Genomic DNA, 23096 nt, shown 5'->3' with positions numbered 1-23096 from the left:
GCACATACACATTATTTGAGAACTCTTTTTTTCAATTATAATTAGTTGATTTTTTCGGGATTGCCTATTCAAAAAAGCAAGCTTACTTCGGTAAGTTTTCATACGTTTAAATTTGGATTGTTAATGATATATTAAATTTGATGCAAATATATAATTAATTCTATAAAATTAGTAGAGTTTAAAATATATTTTTTTATTTTTTTACCAATGAAGCAATAGTAATGCCTTGCATAGCCTTTAAAGTTTCCTCTCTAATAGTAATCAATCCATGTCGTAGTAGGCATTCCGATTCATCGATGCAATCAGAACAGCGTTCGTAAAAATTCAATGATGCACAAGGAAGTAATGCAATTGCACCATCAAAAAGTCGGTGAATATCGGCTAAAGTAATGTCGTTTTTAGATTTTAAAAGATAATAACCGCCAAATTTACCTTGTTTACTTCCTACGAAATGTCCACGTTTTAAATCCAACAGAATCTGTTCCAAAAATTTTTTTGGAATAGAGGCCGCGTCCGCAATTTCGATAGTTCGAGAAATATGGGTTTCTTCTTGTTGCGCTAAATATAAGAGGGCTTTTAGTGCGTATTTGGCTTTATGTGAAAGCATTTACTGTATTGATTTATGTTTTTTGAATAGATTAGGCATAACAGATATTTAAAAGGGCTTTTGCTTTTTTGAATATTGGTTCTTTTTAGAAAGATGGAAACTTTAGATTACCAGTCTCCACCAGATCCACCGCCAGAGAAACCTCCGCCACCAAATCCACCACCGAAACCTCCTCCGCCAAATCCACCACCAGATGAACCTCCGCCGAAACCACCTCCGCCACTGTTTCTTCCAAGGCTGCTTAGAATAATGACGTCTAATAAACTAGGTCCTATTCCGCCACCTCTGTTACCAGAATTGCCACCGCCTTTGTTTCGAGATATAAGTACTAATATTATGATGACAATAACTATTAAGGGTAAAATAGGGAATCCTTTATCTTTAGTTGTTTTAACTCGTTCACCTTTATATTTTCCTTTAAAAACATCAAATAAAGCATCCGTTCCTTTATCAAGTCCTTTATAATAACTTCCTGCTTTAAATTCAGGAATAATGATGTTTCGTGTAATTTCTCCACCTATACCGGCAGTCAATCGATCTTCAAGACCATATCCTGGTGAAATCCATATTTTTCTTTCGGCTTTTGCCAATAAAATAAGTACTCCATTATCATTTTTTGCTGTTCCTCCAATTCCCCATGCATGTCCCCATTTTGGAGTAAGGATGCCAATGTCTTCACCTTTAAGGGTTTCTATGGTAATAATCACAATTTGAGTAGTGGTAGAATCAGAATATTTAATCAGCTTTTCTTCTAATTGTGCTTTTTCTGTTGTGCTTAAAACATTCGCATAATCATAAACAGAAGTCTGTAAAGTTGGTTTTTCAGGAATAGTAAATTGCGCAAAGCCAATTTGTGTGAATAACAAACAAACAAACAGCTTTAGGAAAATTGTAGTATTCTTTTTTTGTAATAGCATTATCCTCTAGATATTTCGTTTGATAATTCATTTGTGTCGCCTTCCAGCCAAGGGAAATATTTCTGCAATTGCTCTCCAGCTCTGGTAATTCCATCGATAAGACCTTGCTTGAAATCTCCTTTTTTGAACTCTGCTACCATAACGTCTCGGGTACAATTCCAAAAATCATCTTGTACGACATCATTAATGCCTTTGTCACCACAAATCACAAAATTTCTGTCTTCTACCGCTAAGTAAATCAAAACACCATTTTGAAGTTCGGTTTCATCCATTTTTAGTTCATGAAAAACTTCCATGGCGCGATCATACGCATCCATGGAAGTTGTTTTTTCTATATGAACTCTAATCTCGCCAGAAGTATTTTTTTCAGCCATACGAATAGCTTCAACAATTTCTTGTTCTTCTTCTTTGGTTAAAAAATCTTCTACTTTTGACATTGAAATAGTTTTGATTTAAGATTAACGATTATTGATTTCAGAATTTTCAAATCCGTAATCAAAAACCGTTAATTTTTATAGGTTGTTTCTTCAATTTTAATTTATTTGGACTTCTAAAAATCTAAGAAGTCTAATAATCTACCTTTAGAATTTTACTTCAACTGGTTTATCTGCACCTTCAACTGCATTGAAATATGCTTTTTCTTTGAATCCGAATAATCCAGCAAATAAGCTGTTTGGAAACGTTTTGATGTGAGAGTTATATGGTTTTACTGCTTCGTTGAAACGCGTTCTCGCCGTTAGAATTTGATTTTCTGTACTGGCCAATTCGTCCTGTAATTTCAAGAAGTTCTGGTTTGCTTTTAATTCTGGATACGCTTCAACCGATACTAATAAACGAGACAATGAACTGCTCACGCCACTTTGTGCTTTGTTGAATTCAGCTAATTGTTCCGGAGTAATATTTGCTGGATCAATTTTTACAGATGTAGCTTTAGAACGCGCTTCGATAACTGCTGTCAACGTGCTTTTTTCAAAATCAGCGGCACCTTTTACCGTATTTACTAAATTCCCAATAAGGTCATTTCTTCTTTGATACGCTGTTTGAACATCACCCCAAGATTGTTCTACATTTTGGTTTAACGTTACTGCAGTATTATTAATTCCTTTAACCCAGCTGTAAATTACAAAAATTACAACCGCTCCGATAATCCAAGGCAAAAATCTTCTCATGTTTACTTAATTTAATGTTTATTATTTAATTGTTTAAAGTTTTAATTAGGAAGTAGTCGTGCTGACTACAATTCATTTTTAATATTTGTTAATTGTGTGCGTATCGTTTCTAATTTTCGAATAATTTCAAACTTATCCAAGGTTTTCTTTTGTCCTTCTTTTAAATGCGTTTTGGCACCTTCCAGCGTAAAACCTCTTTCTTTTACCAAGTGATAGATCAATTGCAAATTTGTGATATCTTCAGGCGTAAACATTCGGTTGCCCTTTGCATTTTTCTTAGGTTTTAAAATATCAAACTCACTATCCCAAAAACGAATCAGCGATGCATTCACGTCAAATGCCTTGGCTACTTCGCCAATGCTGTAATATCTTTTGTCTTTAGATAATTCAATATGCATATCTGTTTTTTATTTTTTGTCCAGTTGAATTGTCACTGAATACTATTTTTTATCTTATATCTGAACACTGTGAATCGAACACTGCACACTACTTTTGTATTAGTCTAATGATTGATTCTCTTGGTTCGCCAGTTGCGCGATTACAACATATTCTACTGCCGAAATATTTCCGTAATAAAAATTAAGCGGATTCACCACTTTTTTATCTTTTAGGACTTCATAATGCAAATGTGGTGCTTCGGATCTTCCTGTGCTTCCCACATATCCTATAACGTCACCTCGTTTTACGCGTTGTCCAGCTCTCGCTTTATATTTGCTCAAATGTGCGTATAAAGTTTCGTATCCAAATCCATGCCGAATAACAATATGATTTCCATATCCTGAGGCGGTATTGTCTGCTTTTGCTACAACTCCATCGCCAGTGGCATAAATAGGAGTTCCTGTTTTTGCCGTAAAATCCATGCCTTCATGCATTTTCCTTGCTTTTGTAAAAGGATCCGTTCGGTATCCAAAACCAGATGCCATTTGCTTTAAATTTTCATTTTGCACTGGCTGAATGGCAGGAATGGCTGACAAAAAATCACTTTTGGCTTCTGCCAATTTCAAAATCACATCCAATGATTTGGACTGAACCGCTAATTCCTTGCTAAGGACATCAATCCTTTTTGTGGTATTGATTACCAACTGGGAATTGTTATAACCTTCTAATGTTTTATACCTATTGATTCCCGGTAATCCTGCTTTCCGAATGGAATCAGGAATAGCCGATTTGTTAAAATACACGCGATACAAATTATTATCTCGATCTTCAATAGCTTCAATAACGCCATTTACCTGATCCATTTTTTTGTTCAGCAGCGCATAATTCAATCTCAAATTTTCAATTTCACGTGCTTGCAAACGGTCTTTTGGTGTTTCAAAATAAGGAGTGTTCAATAAAAGAATAAAACTTAAAAAACCAAACAATGCCGATGCCAATAAAAACAGAATAATAACACCAAGTTTTCTTCTTTTTCGTATTTTTATTTTTCTATAGGTTAGATTTTCGGAATCGTAATAATATTTTACTTTCGACATATTTTAAAATACCCTATTTTTGCACACTGTAAAAGGTTAGACGAACAAATTTAATAAATGTTTCATTTGTTACACCCTTTTTTCAAGAATAAATAAAATAATGTGCCTATTCCAGCTATTCGTTACAAGTTCTCGTTTATAAATCTTTTTTTCTTATGAGCTAGCAGGAGCTTATCCCGAGACTTCGGGAGTCGCTCTGCCATCTCAAGAAAAAATAAATCTATAAATCTCGAAGCTTTTCACTGCTATCTGGGGCAAAAAAAATGTTAATTTGTTAATTTGGTTATTCGTTTATGCGATGCAGCCGATTAACCAAATTAACAAATAACCGAACAAACAATAAAAATGAAATCACAAGACGTACGTAAACAATTTCTGGATTTTTTTGCATCAAATGGGCACTTAATCGTTCCATCGGCACCCATAGTTCTTAAGGACGATCCAACACTGATGTTCAACAACTCAGGAATGGCGCAGTTCAAAGAATATTTTCTGGGGAACGGAACTCCAAAAAGCACCAGAATTGCCGATACGCAAAAATGTCTTCGTGTTTCAGGAAAACACAATGATCTGGAAGATGTAGGTTTTGACACCTATCATCACACCATGTTTGAAATGTTGGGGAATTGGTCTTTTGGAGATTATTTCAAAAAAGAAGCCATCAACTGGGCTTGGCAACTTTTGACAGAAGTTTATAAAATTCCAAAAGAAAATTTATACGTTTCCGTTTTCGAAGGAAATCCGGATGAAAATGTACCGTTCGATCAGGAAGCTTGGGATATATGGAAGGAATTAATTGACGAGGACCGAATCATTCTTGGAAACAAGAAAGACAATTTCTGGGAAATGGGTGACCAAGGACCATGTGGACCGTGTTCAGAAATTCACGTTGACATTCGTTCTGCAGAAGAAAAAGCTTTAGTTTCAGGAAAAAGTTTGGTAAACAATGACCATCCGCAAGTTGTGGAAATTTGGAACAATGTATTTATGGAATTCAACCGTAAAGCAGATGGTTCTCTGGAAAAATTGCCTGCAAAACACGTTGATACCGGAATGGGATTTGAGCGTTTGTGTATGGCATTACAAGGAAAAACTTCCAATTATGACACCGATGTTTTTACACCACTTATTGAAAAAGTTGAACAAATTACAGGATTAAAATACACTTCAAACGAAGTTTTAAATATTACCGAAGAACAGAATAAAACTAATATTGCTATTCGTGTAGTGGTCGATCACGTTCGTGCGGTAGCTTTTGCTATTGCTGACGGACAATTGCCATCAAACACTGGCGCTGGTTATGTAATTCGTAGAATTTTGCGTCGTGCAATTCGTTACGGATTTACGTTTCTGAATACTAAAGAACCTTTCATCAATCAATTGGTTGGTGTTTTAGCGAATCAAATGGGGGAATTTTTCCCGGAAATCAAAGCACAACAACAATTGGTTACCAATGTGATTCGTGAAGAAGAAGCTTCTTTCTTGAGAACTTTAGACCAAGGATTACAATTATTAGAAAATGTAGTTGCCGAAACTAAAGGATCAACTGTTTCTGGAACAAAAGCATTTGAATTATACGATACTTTTGGGTTTCCAATTGACTTAACCGCATTGATTCTTAGAGAAAAAGGTTTCGAACTGGACGAAGCTGGTTTTAACGCTGCGATGCAAGAACAAAAAAATCGTTCCCGTGCTGCATCAGAAGTTTCTACCGAAGACTGGTCAGTGTTGATTCCCGGAAATGTAGAAACATTTGTAGGCTACGATCAATCAGAAAGTGACGTAAAAATCACTCGTATCCGTAAAGTGGATAGTAAAAAAGATGGGATTTTATACCAAATCGTTTTAGATAACACACCATTTTATCCAGAAGGTGGTGGTCAAGTAGGTGATAAAGGAATGTTGGTTTCTGCAAATGAAACGATAGAAATCATCGATACTAAAAAAGAAAACAACCTGATTTTGCATTTTGCAAAACAATTACCGGAAAATGTAAATGCTGGTTTTGTTGCTAAAGTAAATCAGGATTTGAGAAGCTTATCTTCCAGAAATCACTCGGCTACGCACTTGATGCACCAAGCCTTGAGAATTATTTTGGGAACTCACGTAGAACAAAAAGGTTCTTTAGTAAATCCAAACTATTTGCGTTTTGACTTTTCGCATTTTGCTAAAATGACAGAAACCGAATTGCAACAAGTAGAAGATTTTGTAAATGCAAGAATCCAGGAGCAATTACCACTTATCGAAAGAAGAAACATTCCTTTTGCGCAAGCAGTTCAAGAAGGAGCGATGGCACTTTTTGGAGAGAAATATGGCGATGAGGTTCGTGCGATTAAATTTGGCGAAAGCATGGAATTATGCGGTGGAATCCACGTGAAAAACACAGCTGAAATCTGGCATTTCAAAATCGTTTCAGAAGGAGCGGTTGCTGCGGGAATTCGTCGTATTGAAGCGATTACAAGTGATGCGGTAAAAGCACATTTTGCTTCGTATGAAAACACATTAAATGAAGTAAAAACAGCATTGAAAAATCCTCAGGATATTTTGAAAGCCGTTCATTCGATGCAAGAAGAAAATGCCAAATTAGCGAAACAAATAGAAGCTTTGGTAAAAGATAAAGTCAAAAATTTGAAAGCGAGTTTAATTGCTGAAATACAGGAAATAAACGGTGTTCAGTTTTTGGCAAAACAAGTGGATTTAAATCCGGAAGGAGCAAAAGATTTAGCGTATGAATTAGGGAACTTAGGGAATAATTTATTTTTAGTTTTGGCTACAGCCGACGAAGAAAAACCAATGCTAACTTGTTATGTTTCTAAAGAATTAGTCGCAGAGAAAAACCTAAATGCTGGACAAGTGGTTCGTGAATTGGGTAAATTTATACAAGGCGGCGGCGGTGGGCAACCATTTTTTGCTACAGCAGGAGGGAAGAATGTCGCAGGAATTCAACAAGCTTTGGAGAAAGCAGTTGAGTTTGTAAAGTAGAACAAATTTATTTTTTTATAATAGAAACCCTTTTAGGACTTACGTTCTAAAAGGGTTTGTTTTTTTGTCAAACACAGTATTTATAGCGGCTGCACATAGTGTTATCGGGAGGTTTAAAAATAGTAGTTCAACCGAAATATAGGGATTGTAACGATGAATATTGTGGCTTTTGTTTTGTTTTTCTAGGTTTGACCAATGTAGTACCCCAAGGTTTGAGGAAGGCGAATTGATTTATTTATTATAATGAAACAGACAAAAAAAATATTTTTCGTATTATCAATTTTTATTTTAACACTTTATTCGTGTTCAAATGATACTGACGATAGTATAAAATTGCTAAAGAAAGTTGTTGAGACTTCAGCGCAAGGTACTGAAGCAACAACGTTATTTACTTATAATGGAACTGAAATAGTTCGTGTTGAAGGAACTCAGAAACGTACTGTTTTTACCTATGCGGATGGTTTGATTACAAAAGTTGTAACGTTAAATAAAACAAATCAACAAAGTGAGACCATTGAATACAGTTACCTTCTGGGTAAATTAGTTGAAGTTGAATCTTTAGGGAATTACAGAATAAGTTATATTCATAATTCAGATAAAACCGTTTCTTATCAAAAATTCACGATTGGTTCAGGAAATCAGGAGGTAAAAGAATTTCACGGGACATTGTATTTTGAAAATGAAAATTTGATTAAAGAGGAAAGGATATTAGACAATACGGTTGCAGGAGTTGCTTCAAATTACAGCATAAGTTTTGACTATGATTCGAATAATAATCCTTTGTATAATGTATTAGGATATAAAAAATTATTAAATCATATGGAGACCATTTCATCAAATAACAGTTTGATAAATACAGTAATTACAACTACTACTAATGGGAATCAAGTATTATCGTCTGCTAATTTTTATAAAAGCTCTTTTAAATATGATTCGGATAATTATCCAACGGAACAGGTTTCGGAAACCGCACTTTTGGCTAATGGAAATAGAGGGTATCTGAAAACAGAATACTTCTATTAATAAAAATATTTATTTTAAAGTAACCCTTTCAGCGTATAAAACTCTGAAAGGGTTTTTTTATACCAATGAAAATAGAACTAAACCTTATTTAATTCGCTAAAATTATTCAAATTTGTAGTAAATAAAATAGCAATGCAATTCAGAACCCAAATCCCCATTTCTAAAAGTAATTATCGAATAGATTATAATTCAAAAATTATGTCTTTAGGTTCTTGTTTTGCGGTTAATATGGCGGAAAAACTGGACTATTTTAAGTTTCAAAATAGCTGTAATCCATTTGGAATTTTATTCCATCCGTTGGCGATTGAAAAACTAATAGATTTTGCTGTTTCCGAAAAGCAATTTACAGAAAACGACATTTTTTTTCACAATGAACGCTGGCATTGTTTTGATGTACATTCTGATTTGAGTAATTCAAATAAAGAGGAATTAGTCGCAACATTAAACACCATAATCAAATCAATAAATCAACAAATAACTGAATCAACTCATTTTATCATCACGTATGGAACCTCGTGGGTATATCGAAATATAGAAAGTGATGCCATTGTGGCGAATTGCCATAAAGTGCCACAAAAGCAGTTTAAGAAAGAATTACTTTCTGTTGAAGAAATAAAAAAAAGTATTACAAATACAGTAAAATTAATTCATTCTGTAAATCCAGATTGCAATATTATTTTCACAGTTTCGCCGGTGCGTCATATCAAAGACGGTTTTATCGAAAACCAATGGAGCAAAGCCAATATAATTAGTGCGCTTCATTGGACTATTGACTTTCAACTTTCGACTATAAATTACTTTCCTTCTTACGAAATCATGATGGATGAACTTCGGGATTACCGTTTTTATGCCGAAGATATGTTGCATCCCAACCAAGTGGCAATCGATTATATTTGGAAGCGATTCCAAGAAACTACAATTTCTGAAACTGCTTTAGCGGTGATGGAAGAAGTGGAGGGAATTCAAAAAAGTCTTTCACACAAACCTTTTAACCCAAATTCTGAAAGTCATTTAAAGTTTCAGTCCAAAGTCAGAGAAAAAATCACTAAATTGGAAAATCAATATTCATTTATGAAATTTTAATTATGCTTAGAAGAATACTTATTGGAATAGCAGTTATCGGTGGAATATTTTTGTTGTTTAAATATTGCGATTTTAAGAAAAAAGATGATGAAGATATCACATACAACACAAATCTTATTCAGCAACAAATTCTGAACGTAGGGAAATTGGTAGTTACAGAAGGTCATTTTTCTGAAGTGATCACCTATAAAAATCAACAAAAATACTTGTTGGATATGCTTTCTTTCGAGAAAAAAGCTTTGGTGGTTGTCAATGCCGATGTGACTGTTGCGTATGATTTGCACAAAATGAAATACGATATCGATGAAAAAAACAAGACCATAACGATTGTAAGTATTCCAAAAGAAGAAATAAAAATCAGTCCTGACATTCAATTTTATGATGTCGAGCAAAGCAAATTGAATCCGTTTACGGGAGATGATTACAATAAAATCAACAAATCGGTAAAAGCAAATCTGGCTAAGAAAATAGAAAAATCCTCCTTAAAAACGAATGCTCAAAATCGATTGATCAGCGAGTTGTCTAAACTATTAATCACAACGAGTCAGTTGGGTTGGACTTTAAAATACGAAGGAAAAGTTATCGAAAGCGAAAAAGATTTTGGTAAGCAAATAAAATTATAATTAAAAAATGAACCGCAAATTCGCAAATTATTAGAGTTGTCTAAAATTTGTGAATTTGCGGTTCCTTTTTTTAAGCTTTCTCTTTATCAAAAATCAAGTCTAAACCACCTGCAATCAAATGCGCTACTTCGGGTTTTTTTTGTTTTAATTGATCCAGATAAACCATTATTTCCTGTAGTAATTGAGGTTCGTTTCGGTTTTTCAAAAGCTCAGTAATCTCAACTGCTAACAACCAATCGTTTGGATGTTCGGTAACTAATTTTTCATAAATTGGAGCCAGAGAAGTTTGCATATCCTTAGTTTCTCTTATGTTCCGAATCGTTTGGTATAAAACCTCTAAATCATCACGTTCCGCAGTATGTTTTGCTTTGATGGTTTTGCTGGACGGAAGATGCGAAATCAAGTCAAAACTATTCACATCAGCAGGACCAGAAAAAGCCGAAATTACTTTTTTACCAACAGCCATATCATAAATTCCCCATTCTGGTTGAAACAAAATAGTTTCTCCGTGCGTTACAGTACAATTTTTAAAGCGAATCAGAATAATTTCTCCCTGTAAGTTTCTGGAACCAGTTATAATTTCACCTTCCACAGTAATGCCGCCTTCAAATTCTAGTTTGACGGTTTTAGATTCCAGAATATCATAGGCATTCAGGTCTTTTGGACTCATGTCTTCAATTGCCAGATTGATTCCTTCCAGTTTTCCTATTGGACTTCCAAAACCCTCAGGATGTGTCAAAGTTCCATGGCCTACTAATTCTTTTTCTCTGTATGCCAAAGCCGTTTTTCCGGTAGTTTGTATGTAAATTGGTTTCCCTTCATGTTCTATTACGGAACTGAAAACACCCGAAATTTGTAAACCAGTACTCAATTCGATTGTTCCCAGAGCATTCGAATCAATTAATTTTTCTATTCCGGATAAACCACCTGTTCTAAGCGCCATTTTATTCGCAAACTCTTCTAAAACCAAGCTTAAGTAAGCAAAATCTGGAGTTACATAAAGTTGTGGTTGCAGTTTTGTAATATCAAAACTCTGGTTGGCAGCCGATATATCATAAGGGATTTTTTTAACCTCATTGGTCATGCAATGTGCACTTTCGCCAATTGATGACAACAAACCGGCGCCATATATTTTTGGATTTTCCACCGTGCCAATCAATCCGTACTCGACAGTCCACCAATGCAGGTTTCTGATTTGCGCCATTTCGGATAATTCACCCATGTTATTTTGCAAATCTTCAACAGCTTTTTCAGCAGCGTCAATAGTGGCTTGGGGAGTATCCTCGGCTTCTTTCACTATCGAAAGCAAACGGATGGCTTCGTACATTTGATAATCCTTATCCGAAGAAATCGCTTTACAGCCTATTTCGCCAAAACGACGCAAATATTCTGCGTATTCCGGATTGGCAATAATGGGAGCGTGACCGGCACCTTCATGAATAATGTCCGGTGCGGGTGTATATTCTATATGTTCGAGTTGACGAATGTCAGAAGCAATTACAAGCACATTATAGGCCTGAAATTCCATAAAAGCATTGGGCGGAATAAACCCGTCCACGGCAACGGCAGCCCAGCCTATTTCGGTCAGAATACGGTTCATGCCGTACATACTCGGGATATTGTCAATCTCGATTCCTGTTTTTTTCAACCCTTGAAGGTAGGAACTATGTGCTACTTTTGATAAATAATCTACATTTTTGCGCATCACATAACGCCAAACCGCTTGATTTATGGGCGTGTAATCGCTATAATCCTGAGGCTTAATGAATTGTTTTAAGTGCTTTGGCAATCGGTCTAATAACGGATTGCTTTCTATAGTTGAGTTCATATCGAAAACGTTGTAGTTCTACTGCAAAAGTACGAATTTCAGGAGCTATTTCCCGCTTTTCATTGCAAGTTTTTGCAAACCCGTTTGTTTTTCTAACGTTCCCGCAGGAGCTTCCTTTGGTCGCTCTGCAGCAACATGAAAAACCAAAACGGCTTTCGCAAAAAACTTTTCATTGCAATCGGGGCTAGGGGAGTTGGGTATTGAAAGATATTTTTTGGATTTACTACTTCACCAACTCAAATACCAATATCTGCGTTTTTTGTTTATCTGAAAAATTATTATCCGAAACAAAAATGATGGATGGATTGCCATTTGCTAATTTTGGTCCAAAAGTAAGTCCTTCAATATTATCAATAAAAAATCCCAAATCATCCATGTTAAGGACCAGTTTTTTAGAAGCCAATTCTAATTTTTGGTTTTGTAAGGAAGCGTAATTTTTCACATTAGTTGCCTTTTTCAAATCACACAAAAACACTTTTACGGTGCAGGCTTGTGTCCCAGTAGAATAGGAGCGTTCCACTACCAATAACTGATTTTTACTATAATACTGAATTGCCGAAACGCCATTTACTGCAAAAGCACCTTTCGGATTGGGCGCAAGCGCAATAGGTTCTAGTTGATAACCGTACTGAGCGGTGTTCTTTTTTGTTTTGGCATCAAATTGATACAATCTGATCAAACCTCCTTTGCTGGTATTGGCTTGGTCGCCATCTTCAAAAAGCGGTTCTTCAATATTGGTATAGATGGTTTTGTATTTTGTGTCAAAAGTAATTCCTTCTAATGTGCCATTGTTTCTGGGACCTTTTTCTTGTTGCTGCATTTTTAAATTTTCTGGCAATGTGATATTGCCTAGAAAATTACCTTTTAAATCCATGAAGTTCAGGGAAGGATTTTGTAAGACCTCTTTGTCTGCAGTGACCACTCGCGCGCCCTCACTGCTCCAAATTAAAGAATTCGTTTTTTGATTGAATCGGATATCTTCGGGATCTGCGGAAGTAGTTGGCATGGTGCTCCAATTTCCATACGCTTTTCCAGTTTCGTTTTTCAAAGTGCTGACACTTTGGAAATCGATACCTTCTACTTTATTTTCGAACAAACGAATTTTTGCCTTATAAAATCTTGAATCGTTGAACATCGATCTATCATCACATATCAGGTAATACAAATCGTTTTTTGCATCATAATCGATTCCGGACAATCCGCCCACTTTTGTATTCTGAAACGTTTCTTCAAATGGAATTTCAATCGAGCTGACTAGTTTTAAACTGGGAGTTGTTTTGCTATCAACGCTTTGTTTTAAATTAGAACAAGAAAATAGAAAAGTTGGAAAAACGGCAAGAAATATTAATTTACGCATAAAGGAATGTGTTGCTGTTTGCAAAAAGGAACTGATTTTGGATTAAAAAACCACTTTAAAAACTACTAATTATTCGTTTGGTTTTTTTCAAGATTACGGAAATAGTCAATTTTGTAATTAAACATTTCAGCCATATTTTTAGCACGTAGTTTAGCTTCTTCGGCCAATGGACCTGCAAATAAACTATCAGTAGTTTCAGTGAAAATTTCCATCCAGCGGTCAAAATGTTCTTTGGCAACCGGTAATTGTTTGTGTGGTGGAAATGGACTTCCGGAATAGGAATGCACTTCAAGTAAAATAGTTTGCCAAAAGCGGTACATTTTTTCCAGATGTTCGGGCCATCGATTTCCTATTTTCTCATTGAAAATGGGTCCAATAAATTCGTCTTTTTGAACTTTAGAATAAAAAGTATCAACCAGTAATTTGATATCGTCGAATGTAGTAATGTCGGTTTGTGGTGTCATGATTGGGTATAAAAAAAGCCTACGCAAAGGTAGACTTTTATGTTTGAATCTTATCGGAAACTATTTTGCTTTTGGTGGAAATTGCTCTAAAATTTTAGCTACAAATTCGTTGATTTGTTTTTCTTTTTCACTGCGGTTTTCACTTAGGTAACCAACACCTTCACCTTGCCAAACCAATTCTTTTTTCTTGGCATCAATTAAATCAATATACAATGTACCTTCAGTTGAAGAGGAAACATAAGTGCTGCGGCCTCCCCATAAATAAGGATTCCATCCCCAACCCCAACCATAACCCCATCCGGCGTTATACTGGTTTACGTCAATTTTTTCTCTTTCTTTAGTAAGTATATTAATCAGCAAATCTGGATTTTCACTTTTAGTCATGCCTTTTAAGCTCAATTCTCGGTCTATTGCATTTAGTATTCTTTTTTTGTCCAATTCTGAAATCTCAACTTTATCGATACCTTTTTTATGGAAAGCATACGTTTTGTATTGACTAAAATCCACATTATTATCATAATCGGAATATACTTTTACGGAACTGCAAGAGGCAGCTAAGAAAAGTAAAAGTACTGGGAGGAGTTTAATTGCTTTCATGGCTTGATTATTAGATTACTAAATGATATTAAAGATACGTTCAACTTTTTAAAAATCCAACAAATTGTTGGCTACTATATTAGGGATGGTCACTTTTAATAAAGGTTGCGTCTCCATCGCTCTTTTTATTGCAAATAGTGCTCCGTCGTTTCGTGCCCAGCTTCTTCTGGAAATTCCGTTATTGACATCCCAGAAAAGCATTGATTCTAAACGTCTTGAAGCTTCTTTTGAACCATCAAGAACCATACCAAAACCACCGTTAATTACCTCGCCCCAACCTACGCCTCCGCCATTATGAATGGATACCCATGTGGCACCGCGAAAGCTGTCTCCAATGACGTTTTGTATTGCCATATCAGCCGTAAAACGGGAGCCGTCATAAATATTAGAAGTTTCTCTGTACGGCGAATCAGTGCCAGAAACATCATGGTGATCGCGACCTAAAACTACAGTTCCTATTTCGCCTTTGGCAATAGCCTGATTAAATGCTTCGGCAATTTTTACTCTTCCTTCAGCATCAGCATAAAGGATTCGGGCTTGGGAACCTACAACCAGTTTATTTTCCTGAGCGCCTTTTATCCAATGGATATTATCCTGCATTTGTTGCTGAATTTCCTCGGGAGCAGTTTTTGCCATTTCTTCAAGAACTTGGCAAGCAATTACATCTGTTTTGGCTAAATCTTCCGGTTTTCCTGAAGCACAAACCCAACGGAAAGGACCAAAACCATAATCAAAACACATGGGGCCCATAATATCCTGTACATAACTAGGATACCTGAAATCGATATGATTTTCCGCCATTACATCAGCACCGGCACGGGAAGCTTCTAATAAAAAAGCATTTCCATAATCAAAGAAATACGTTCCTTTGGCGGTATGTTTATTGATAGCAGTCGTATGACGTCGTAATGTTTCTTGAACTTTTATTTTAAACAAATCAGGATTATTAGCCATCATTTCATTCGCTTCTTCAAAGGAAATATTGGCAGGATAATAACCGCCAGCCCAAGGATTGTGTAACGAAGTCTGATCAGAACCTAAATCGATATGAATATTTTCTTCGTGAAATTTTTCCCAAATATCAACCACATTTCCAAGATATCCGATGGAAACAATTTCATTATTAGCTTGTGCCAATAGGACTCTTTGTACTAATTCATCTACATTTTCAATGACTTCATTGATCCATCCCTGACTATGACGAATATGTGTTATTTTTGGGTTAACCTCTGCGCATACGGTAATACAACCGGCAATATTTCCGGCTTTAGGTTGAGCGCCAGACATTCCGCCCAAACCGGATGTGACAAATAACCCCCCTTTTGGGTTGCGTTTTATTTTGCGAAAACCGTTCAAAACCGTTATAGTTGTCCCGTGTACAATTCCCTGTGGACCAATATACATGTAGCTTCCTGCGGTCATTTGTCCGTATTGAGAAACGCCTAGCGCATTCATTTTTTCCCAATCGTCCGGTTTAGAATAATTAGGGATTACCATTCCGTTAGTCACTACAACTCGTGGAGCTTCTTTGTGCGAAGGAAATAATCCCATTGGATGGCCAGAATACATTGTCAAGGTTTGCTCATCTGTCATTTCTGACAAGTACTGCATCGTCAATAAATACTGTGCCCAGTTTTGGAAAACGGCTCCATTCCCACCATAGGTAATTAACTCATGGGGATGTTGTGCCACGGCATAATCTAAGTTATTTTGAATCATCAGCATAATCGCTTTTGCCTGTTCGCATTTTCCTGGGTATTCAGCAATTGGTCGCGCATACATTTTATAATCCGGACGCAAACGGTACATATAGATACGACCATAGGTTTCCAGTTCTTCCGAGAATTCTTTGATTAATTCAGCGTGATGTTGCGGTTCAAAATAACGTAAGGCATTGCGCAGAGCCAGTTTTTTTTCCTCATCCGAAAGGATTTCTTTACGTTTTGGTGCGTGATTGATATCTGTTTCGTAGTGTTTTTGTTTTGGTAAAACCGAAGGAATTCCTTGTTGTATTTGTTCTTTAAAAGTCATTTTTAGATTTTGTTTCGTTAATTTTTTGTGTTTATTCGTTAAAGAAGCATTGGCTTCTTGTAAAAAAGATGAAACAACTAAGGATAACGAATATCCGACCTGTGGTAGGATTTGTGAATTTTGATTCTATATTTCTGTGAACAAATATCCATTTTTATGTTTTTTAAAACTGATGCAATATTACTGCTTGTTATTTAGATTCTAAAAAGCGATTACTTTTTATTGGTTCCTGTTTTTTTATCAAAACCGTATGGACAATGGCGACAGCCACTTTTACAGCAATAGCCACGTTTTAAATGGTGTTTTTCAGTAAAACATTTATAGCCTTCGGATGTGTAATAGAAATCTTCCCCTTCTATTAATTTATTTTCATTACTTTGGTCAATCATATTTTGGGATTATTCTATGGTATAAATCATTTGGAATACTAATTCATTAAAATCAACTCAAACGATTGAGATTTTCATTAAATAGAACGATTTTATTATTACAAATTTATAAATTTTATAGCGAATGTTTCTGATTGTTGTTAAATATTTAATTCCTAAAGGATATCGTGGATTGGCTGTATTTCCTTTTGTTTTTGTTAAATATGAAATGGATAAAAGAAATAGAGTTTTTGTCAATCATGAAAAAATCCATCTTCGTCAGCAGGCAGAATTATTAATACTTCCCTTTTTTATTTGGTATCTCTTAGAGTATTGTGTTCGATTGGTTCAGTATAAAAATGCAAATCTGGCTTATAGAAACATTAGTTTCGAAAGAGAGGCTTATGCAAATGAATCAAATTTAGTGTACTTAAAAAATAGAGTCTTTTTTCGATTCTTAAGATATTTAGACTTAAAAAAGTAATAGTATTTAGAGAGTCAATTTGTTAAATTTGATTGTATTTCATTACCATCTGTTTGTGGAGTTAAAACAATTCTACAGTATTAACTTACAGTGTTTTAAATGTTTTTTCAATTTAAAATTCTTAAATGGTTAATTACTATTGTTTGATTTTTAAATTGTAAGAAATTATATATTTAAAATTAGAAAAAATGTATTTAATCGATTATTTGTACTTTTTATCGGTATTTATGTTGATTCCTATTCTGTTTTTTTTGTAACTTTATATAAAAATAACTCAAAACAGCTTTTATTCCCTGAAATCCTTGATTTAGGAATGTGTTTTTAGACCTTTTTAAGGCTAATGATTATTTCATTTTTTAAAATTAAAGGGACATTATTTCAGGTATAATGTCTTTATAAAAATATAATTTATTTAATACTAATTAATTTAAAATGCTGGCTTATGGACTCAAAATTACTTAACCGAACACTATTGATTGTTACTGGATTATTTTTGCAGAACAATGTAAATGCCCAGATGTATGTAAGTCCTAATAGTTATGTTTTTGCAAATAACCAAGTGGTTTTTGTGAAAGAACAACTGGAGTTAAATGCTGCCAGCAGTAATTTCTATTTAAGGACAGATGCTCAGTTGGTTCAAGGCTCAGAGTTACAGCGAACGGATTCACAAAGCAAAAATAAAGGTCTTGGAAGCTTGTCCGTTTTTCAGGAAGGAACAACAAACAATTATCAATTTGATTATTGGTGTTCTCCAGTCGGGGGCAGTAATGCAATTGCAGGAAATTCTGCTTTTGGAATTACGCAGCTAAAAGATATTTTAGATGTAACTAATAGTGCTAATTCAACACCTTTGGCAATGAATAATTATAATGGTACTGCTAGCCCATTTGCAATTGCACCTTACTGGATTTTTAAGTTAACTGCTTCATCCAACTATTCAGATTGGATTCAGGTAGGAACAACTTCGAATATTAATGCAGGAGAAGGATTTACTATGAAAGGGAGTTCAGGGATTAATTCAACAACAGTAAATGGAGTTCAGAACAATCCTGGAGGTATACAGCGCTACGATTTTAGAGGAAAACCTAATGATGGGACTATTTCCATTCCAGTTGCATTTGAACAATTTACATTGACAGGAAATCCATATCCATCGGCAATAGATTTGTCTGCTTTTTTAATTGAACAAACACATTGTACCGGAATTGCTTATTTCTGGGAGCAGGATAAAACAGTTGATTCCCATTTTATTGCGGATTATAAAGGCGGATATGGAACTTTTTCCCCTATCTCCAGAGGAGGATCAGGTATATACGTGCCAGCTACTTTTTATTCCTATGATGGCTCTGGGAATGAAGCATCGGCTTCTGGTGCAGGAGGAAATTATGAAAGACGTTTTTCTCCTATTGGACAAGGCTTTATGATTGATGGTTTAGTTAACGGAACTGTGGAGATGAAAAATAGCTACAGGGTTTTTGTTAAAGAAGGCGCATTAAATTATTCTCAATTTGAGAAAACAGCTGTTGCAACTAAACCAAAAACTACAACTGAGTATTTGTCGAGAATTCCATCTGTTTCAGGTTTCGATTATACAAAAGTTAGCCTCGCACCAACACCTCAAATTCAATTTAATACTTTATTAAATAATGAAGGAGTTCGTCAAATTGTTCTAGCATTTGTTCCTGAAGCTACTGATGGGGTAGATCGTGCTATGGATGCAATATCTTCAAGTGATGATAGTCCGGCAGATGTTTACTTTGTGATAGATGACGAAGAATATCTGATTAACGCAGTGAGTTTTGATATGGATAAAAAAATCCCAATTGGTTTTAAAAATACAAATCAAGCTAATTTTAAGATTACAGTGAAAGGAATGTTGAATTTTACAAGTGCAAACGCGGTTTATTTGCACGATAAAAAAACTGATTTATATCATGACATCAAAAATGATTTCTATGATTTAACATTGCCGGCAGGAGTTAATAATACACAGTTTGAAATTACTTTTAAAAAAAATACTACTTTAGGAGTTGATGAAACAGTACGTCAAAGTTTTGTAGTTTATCAAAATAATTCTACTAAAAACCTAACTATCAGTAATCCATTATTACTAGATCTTGAAACTTGCAATTTGTATGATGTAGCCGGAAAATTAATTTTTAACAAAAAAGATTTGGGTGCGAATTCGTCTCATACCTTTTCTACCTCGGGACTTAGTGATGGAATTTATATTGTTAAAATAGCAACTAAAGATAAAATTGAAGTTGGTCAGAAAATAATCATCAGACGATAATAGTCAATATTATTGAAACGAAATGCAATCTCTAGAGGTTGCATTTTTGTTATATATAATTTTACCTTTGTGCCAAAATCACTCAGTTTGAATCAACACCTAATAGCTCCGTTTCTAAATTCTATTTCAGTAGCCATCAAACGAGAGGATTTGATCCACCCTTTTGTTTCAGGAAATAAATTCAGAAAGCTAAAATACAATTTGCTGCAAGCGAAAACAGAGCATTTCGAAACGTTGCTTACTTTTGGAGGCGCTTTTTCAAATCATATCGCAGCAGTGGCTTTTGCAGGAAAAGAAAAAGGCTTTAAAACTATCGGAATTATTCGTGGGGATGAATTAGAGAGTAAAATCGCTGATAATCCCACGTTGTCTTTCGCTCAAAATTGCGGCATGCAATTGAAATTTATTTCAAGAGAAGAATACCGTTTGAAAAGTGAGAGTTCATTTTTAGCGAATTTAAAACAGCAATTTGGCGATTTTTATCTAATTCCAGAAGGCGGGACAAATGCTTTAGCCATCAAGGGGTGTCAAGAAATTCTAACTCCAGAAGATGCTGAATTTGATTATATTTGCTGCTCCATAGGAACCGGTGGTACGATTTCGGGAATCATTAACAGTGCTTTACCGCACCAAAAAGTTTTAGGATTTCCGGCTTTAAAAGGTGATTTTTTGAAAGAGGAAATTTGTAATTTTGTCCAAAATGAAAATTGGGAGCTAATAACGGACTACCATTTTGGTGGGTACGGGAAAGTAAATGAAGCCTTAATTGGTTTCATCAACCAGTTTCACACCGAAAATCAGATTCCCTTAGATCCCATTTATACGGGAAAGATGGTTTTTGGCGTTATAGATTTAATTCAAAAAAACTATTTTCCAGCCGGATCAAAAATTTTACTAATTCATACGGGTGGAATTCAAGGAATTCAGGGAATGAATATGAAATTAAGAAACAAACAATTACCAACAATAGATATCAATGTTTAAAAAAATCCTACTGCTTCTTACTATAATTACTTTGATAGGTTGCAATGCCGCAAAACCTGTTATTGTAACTAAGAAAGCTCCTTTGAAACCAAAATCAGAGGTAGTACGCACGATTAAAAAACCAGCTGCATCAAACACTAATACTACAAGGCCAACTGTTGCTAAACCAGTAAAAAAGGAACAAAGTAATCGAGAAACAGAAGTTATCGTTTCAACTTCAAAAACTGTGGTTACTAATGATGTAATCGTATCTTATATTTCTAAATTTAAAGAAATTGCGATGGGAAACATGAAGAATTATGGGATTCCCGCAAGTATTATTTTGGCTCAGGGAATTTTAGAATCGGGTGCTGGAAGAGGCGATTTAGCAATAAGTGCCAATAACCATTTTGGAATAAAATGTCATGTAGGATGGACAGGAGAAAGCGTTAAGCATGACGATGATTCTGATCAGGAATGCTTTAGGAAATATGACAACCCTTCGGAATCATTCAAAGATCATGCGTTATTTTTGACTGGAAGAAGCAGGTATGCCAAGCTATTTGAATTCTCAAAAGGCGATTATAAAGCTTGGGCAAAAGGACTAAGAGCTGCGGGTTATGCCACAGATCCTAAGTATCCGGACAAGTTGATTTCTTATATTGAGCGCTATAATTTGCATCAATATGACAATCAGGTTTTAGATATCAATTATGTATCTAACGAAAATCAGATGGTTGAGGAATTAACTATAGAGTCCAGAAATACAATCAATCATGACTTACTTTCATATGTTGTTCAAAAAGGAGATACATTATATTCCATCTCAAAAAAATTCGATTTAAAGGTCGATGATTTAAAACAGAAAAATAATCTTTCTGACAATACACTTTCTATTGGACAGAGATTGATGGTGAAATAATTGAAAAAATAACTATAATTCATAATTTATAAATGTTGTATAAAAGAAGCAGTCAGCTTTTTGCTGAAGCAGAAAAAGTAATTCCAGGAGGTGTAAACTCACCAGTAAGAGCATTTAAAGCAGTAGGTGGAACTCCAATTTTTGTCAAAAGTGCCAAAGGCGCTTATTTGTATGATGAAGATGGAAACCGTTTAATTGACTATATCAATTCTTGGGGGCCAATGATTTTAGGACACGCTTACGAACCGGTAGTACAAGCCGTGATTGAAAAAGCGAAGTTAGGAACGTCGTTTGGAATGCCAACGGAATTAGAAACACAAATTGCAGCTTTAGCCGTTGCGATGGTTCCAAATATCGATAAAATTAGATTTGTAAATTCCGGCACCGAGGCGTGTATGAGCGCTGTAAGACTGGCTCGCGGATTTACCAAAAGAGATAAAATAATAAAATTTGCAGGTTGTTATCACGGTCATTCCGATTCGTTTTTAATCCAAGCGGGAAGTGGAGCTATTACTTTTGGTTCACCAAACAGCCCAGGAGTTACGGCAGGAACAGCCAAAGACACTTTGCTGGCAAAATACAATGACTTAGAAAATGTAGCTACTTTAATAGAAGCTAATAAAAATGAAATTGCTGCCATAATTGTGGAACCTGTTGCGGGGAATATGGGTTGTATTCCGCCTAATAAAGGCTTTCTAGAAGGCTTACGCCAATTGTGTACCGATAATGGAATTCTGTTGATTTTTGATGAGGTAATGACAGGTTTCAGGCTTGCTGCTGGTGGTGTTCAGGAATTACTTAACATAACGGCTGATATTGTTTGTTTTGGAAAAGTAATTGGTGGTGGATTACCTGTTGGTGCTTTTGCCGCTCGCGAAGAAATTATGAATTATCTGGCTCCGTTAGGTCCCGTTTATCAGGCAGGAACATTGTCAGGAAATCCATTGGCAATGGCCGCAGGATTAGCTATGTTACAAGCTTTAGATGCGGATCGTACTATTTTTCAAAGATTAGAAGAGAAAACAGCATATTTGGCAGCAGGAATTGATAAAGTATTGAAAGCGAATAATGTTACATTTACAATCAATACTATTGGATCAATGATTTCGGTTCATTTTGATGCAACTCCGGTTGTTGATTTTAAAACCGCTGCAAATGGCGATAACGAGACGTTCAAAAAATTCTTCCACGGATTATTGCAGGAAGGAATATATATTGCGCCTTCCGCTTATGAAACGTGGTTTATTACCGATGCGTTAACGTATGAGGATTTAGATTTTACCATCCGAGCGATAGATAAAGTTTCGAAAACATTTTAAATTAAAAAAGCCCCTAATTTGGGGCTTTTTTTATGAACTAAGATGAAATAGTTTAAGTAAATGGATTATTTTTTTTCACCCATTTTTGCTGGTTTTCTATTCTGATGGTATGCCATTCTTTTTTTCATTCCGTTGTGCCTTTTTCCTTTCATGTCATCCCATTTTTTATATTGGTCTGCTGAAAGAATTTTTTTCATTTTCTCTTTCATCACAATTTGCTCGTCTAACATTTGGCTTTTTTTAGCAAAACGTTCGTCAGCGGTAAGTTGTTTTTTAGCCGAATCTTTGTTTGCTTTTCTCTCTGCCATTCTAGCTTCTCTTTTGGTACTTTTTTCCGCAATGACTTTACTCATTTCTTTTTGTTGAGAAGCATTCAAATCTAATTCTAGGGTCATCTTTTTCAATTGCAATTGGTTTCTTTGCTCAGGAGTCATTTGCTCCATTTGAGCTCTCTCTGGTCTTGCTTTTCTTTCTTGTGCAAAGCTTGTCATTCCGACAACTAATAATGCAGCGATAAATAGTTTTTTCATTTGTATTGTTTTAAGTTTTATAGCTATAAGATAGGAATAGGTCTAAAAAGTTTAATCGTTA

22 protein-coding genes are annotated in these 23096 nt (G+C 35.1%); 9 read left to right on the top strand and 13 right to left on the bottom strand.

The window, feature by feature from the left end:
- Positions 1-193 precede the first annotated feature (193 nt).
- The 6 genes from ACNQF8_RS01120 to ACNQF8_RS01095 form a co-directional block, all read right to left on the bottom strand.
- Positions 194-607 carry an RrF2 family transcriptional regulator gene (locus ACNQF8_RS01120; RefSeq protein WP_417950448.1) on the bottom strand — a complete coding sequence of 138 codons (414 nt, stop codon included), beginning with the start codon at positions 605-607 and terminating at the stop codon, positions 194-196.
- A gap of 107 nt (positions 608-714) precedes the next feature.
- Positions 715-1524 carry a TPM domain-containing protein gene (locus tag ACNQF8_RS01115; protein WP_417950447.1) on the bottom strand — a complete coding sequence of 270 codons (810 nt, stop codon included), beginning with the start codon at positions 1522-1524 and terminating at the stop codon, positions 715-717.
- Positions 1524-1961, bottom strand: coding sequence for a TPM domain-containing protein (locus ACNQF8_RS01110; protein ID WP_417950446.1), 438 nt, complete (start codon positions 1959-1961; stop codon positions 1524-1526). Before ACNQF8_RS01110 ends, ACNQF8_RS01115 begins: the two co-directional genes overlap by 1 nt.
- 144 nt (positions 1962-2105) lie before the next feature.
- On the bottom strand, positions 2106-2693 hold the full coding sequence (locus ACNQF8_RS01105) for a LemA family protein (RefSeq protein ID WP_395379537.1): 588 nt from the start codon (positions 2691-2693) through the stop codon (positions 2106-2108).
- Between the two features lie 65 nt (positions 2694-2758).
- Positions 2759-3091 (bottom strand): MerR family transcriptional regulator, encoded by a 333-nt coding sequence (locus ACNQF8_RS01100; protein ID WP_417950445.1) that lies wholly within the window; start codon positions 3089-3091, stop codon positions 2759-2761.
- 99 nt (positions 3092-3190) lie between these two features.
- Complete coding sequence (locus ACNQF8_RS01095) at positions 3191-4168, bottom strand: M23 family metallopeptidase (RefSeq protein WP_417953489.1); 978 nt, start codon at positions 4166-4168, stop codon at positions 3191-3193.
- 345 nt (positions 4169-4513) lie between these two features.
- Between ACNQF8_RS01095 and alaS the strand changes: the two genes are divergently transcribed.
- The 4 genes from alaS (at position 4514) to ACNQF8_RS01075 (ending at position 9879) form a co-directional block, all read left to right on the top strand.
- A complete protein-coding gene (gene alaS / locus ACNQF8_RS01090) occupies positions 4514-7150 on the top strand; it encodes an alanine--tRNA ligase (protein WP_417953488.1) in 2637 nt (878 codons plus the stop codon).
- Positions 7151-7483: 333 nt separating this feature from the next.
- The gene (locus ACNQF8_RS01085; RefSeq protein WP_417950442.1) at positions 7484-8173 is read left to right on the top strand and encodes a hypothetical protein; all 690 of its coding nucleotides are present in this window, start codon (positions 7484-7486) and stop codon (positions 8171-8173) included.
- Between the two features lie 132 nt (positions 8174-8305).
- Positions 8306-9256, top strand: a complete 951-nt coding sequence (locus ACNQF8_RS01080; RefSeq protein ID WP_417953487.1) for a GSCFA domain-containing protein — start codon at positions 8306-8308, stop codon at positions 9254-9256.
- Between the two features lie 2 nt (positions 9257-9258).
- A complete protein-coding gene (locus ACNQF8_RS01075; RefSeq protein ID WP_417950440.1) occupies positions 9259-9879 on the top strand; it encodes a DUF4230 domain-containing protein in 621 nt (206 codons plus the stop codon).
- Positions 9880-9949: 70 nt separating this feature from the next.
- On the opposite strand, the gene ACNQF8_RS01070 is transcribed toward ACNQF8_RS01075, so the two are convergent.
- The 6 genes from ACNQF8_RS01070 to ACNQF8_RS01045 all read right to left on the bottom strand — a co-directional run bounded on the left by ACNQF8_RS01070 (position 9950) and on the right by ACNQF8_RS01045 (position 16545).
- Positions 9950-11707 (bottom strand): aromatic amino acid hydroxylase, encoded by a 1758-nt coding sequence (locus ACNQF8_RS01070; protein ID WP_417953486.1) that lies wholly within the window; start codon positions 11705-11707, stop codon positions 9950-9952.
- 223 nt (positions 11708-11930) lie between these two features.
- On the bottom strand, positions 11931-13064 hold the full coding sequence (locus ACNQF8_RS01065) for an esterase-like activity of phytase family protein (protein WP_417953485.1): 1134 nt from the start codon (positions 13062-13064) through the stop codon (positions 11931-11933).
- A 65-nt stretch (positions 13065-13129) separates the two neighbouring features.
- On the bottom strand, positions 13130-13528 hold the full coding sequence (locus ACNQF8_RS01060; RefSeq protein WP_417950437.1) for a group III truncated hemoglobin: 399 nt from the start codon (positions 13526-13528) through the stop codon (positions 13130-13132).
- Between the two features lie 60 nt (positions 13529-13588).
- Positions 13589-14125 (bottom strand): DUF4136 domain-containing protein, encoded by a 537-nt coding sequence (locus tag ACNQF8_RS01055; RefSeq protein WP_417953484.1) that lies wholly within the window; start codon positions 14123-14125, stop codon positions 13589-13591.
- Between the two features lie 48 nt (positions 14126-14173).
- On the bottom strand, positions 14174-16156 hold the full coding sequence (locus ACNQF8_RS01050; RefSeq protein ID WP_417950435.1) for a urocanate hydratase: 1983 nt from the start codon (positions 16154-16156) through the stop codon (positions 14174-14176).
- A 212-nt stretch (positions 16157-16368) separates the two neighbouring features.
- Entirely contained in the window at positions 16369-16545 is a 177-nt protein-coding gene (locus ACNQF8_RS01045; protein ID WP_417950434.1) for a DUF5522 domain-containing protein, read from the bottom strand.
- A gap of 124 nt (positions 16546-16669) precedes the next feature.
- On the opposite strand from ACNQF8_RS01045, the gene ACNQF8_RS01040 reads away from it, so the two are divergent.
- From ACNQF8_RS01040 to hemL, 5 genes are all read left to right on the top strand, one after another.
- A complete protein-coding gene (locus tag ACNQF8_RS01040) occupies positions 16670-17008 on the top strand; it encodes a hypothetical protein (protein WP_417950433.1) in 339 nt (112 codons plus the stop codon).
- 442 nt (positions 17009-17450) lie between these two features.
- Positions 17451-19301, top strand: a complete 1851-nt coding sequence (locus ACNQF8_RS01035) for a T9SS type A sorting domain-containing protein (protein ID WP_417950432.1) — start codon at positions 17451-17453, stop codon at positions 19299-19301.
- 87 nt (positions 19302-19388) lie between these two features.
- Entirely contained in the window at positions 19389-20285 is an 897-nt protein-coding gene (locus tag ACNQF8_RS01030; RefSeq protein ID WP_417950431.1) for a 1-aminocyclopropane-1-carboxylate deaminase/D-cysteine desulfhydrase, read from the top strand.
- Positions 20278-21186, top strand: coding sequence for a glucosaminidase domain-containing protein (locus tag ACNQF8_RS01025; RefSeq protein ID WP_417950430.1), 909 nt, complete (start codon positions 20278-20280; stop codon positions 21184-21186). Before ACNQF8_RS01030 ends, ACNQF8_RS01025 begins: the two co-directional genes overlap by 8 nt.
- A gap of 32 nt (positions 21187-21218) precedes the next feature.
- On the top strand, positions 21219-22505 hold the full coding sequence (gene hemL / locus ACNQF8_RS01020) for a glutamate-1-semialdehyde 2,1-aminomutase (RefSeq protein WP_417950429.1): 1287 nt from the start codon (positions 21219-21221) through the stop codon (positions 22503-22505).
- Positions 22506-22570: 65 nt separating this feature from the next.
- On the opposite strand, the gene ACNQF8_RS01015 is transcribed toward hemL, so the two are convergent.
- Positions 22571-23035 (bottom strand): hypothetical protein, encoded by a 465-nt coding sequence (locus ACNQF8_RS01015; RefSeq protein WP_417950428.1) that lies wholly within the window; start codon positions 23033-23035, stop codon positions 22571-22573.
- Positions 23036-23096: the final 61 nt, after the last annotated feature.

It is taken from the genome of Flavobacterium labens (genome assembly GCF_048286755.1).
GTDB lineage: Bacteria > Bacteroidota > Bacteroidia > Flavobacteriales > Flavobacteriaceae > Flavobacterium.
Note: the sequence above shows the minus strand (reverse complement) of the source record. Positions and strands in the feature narration are given on the sequence as shown.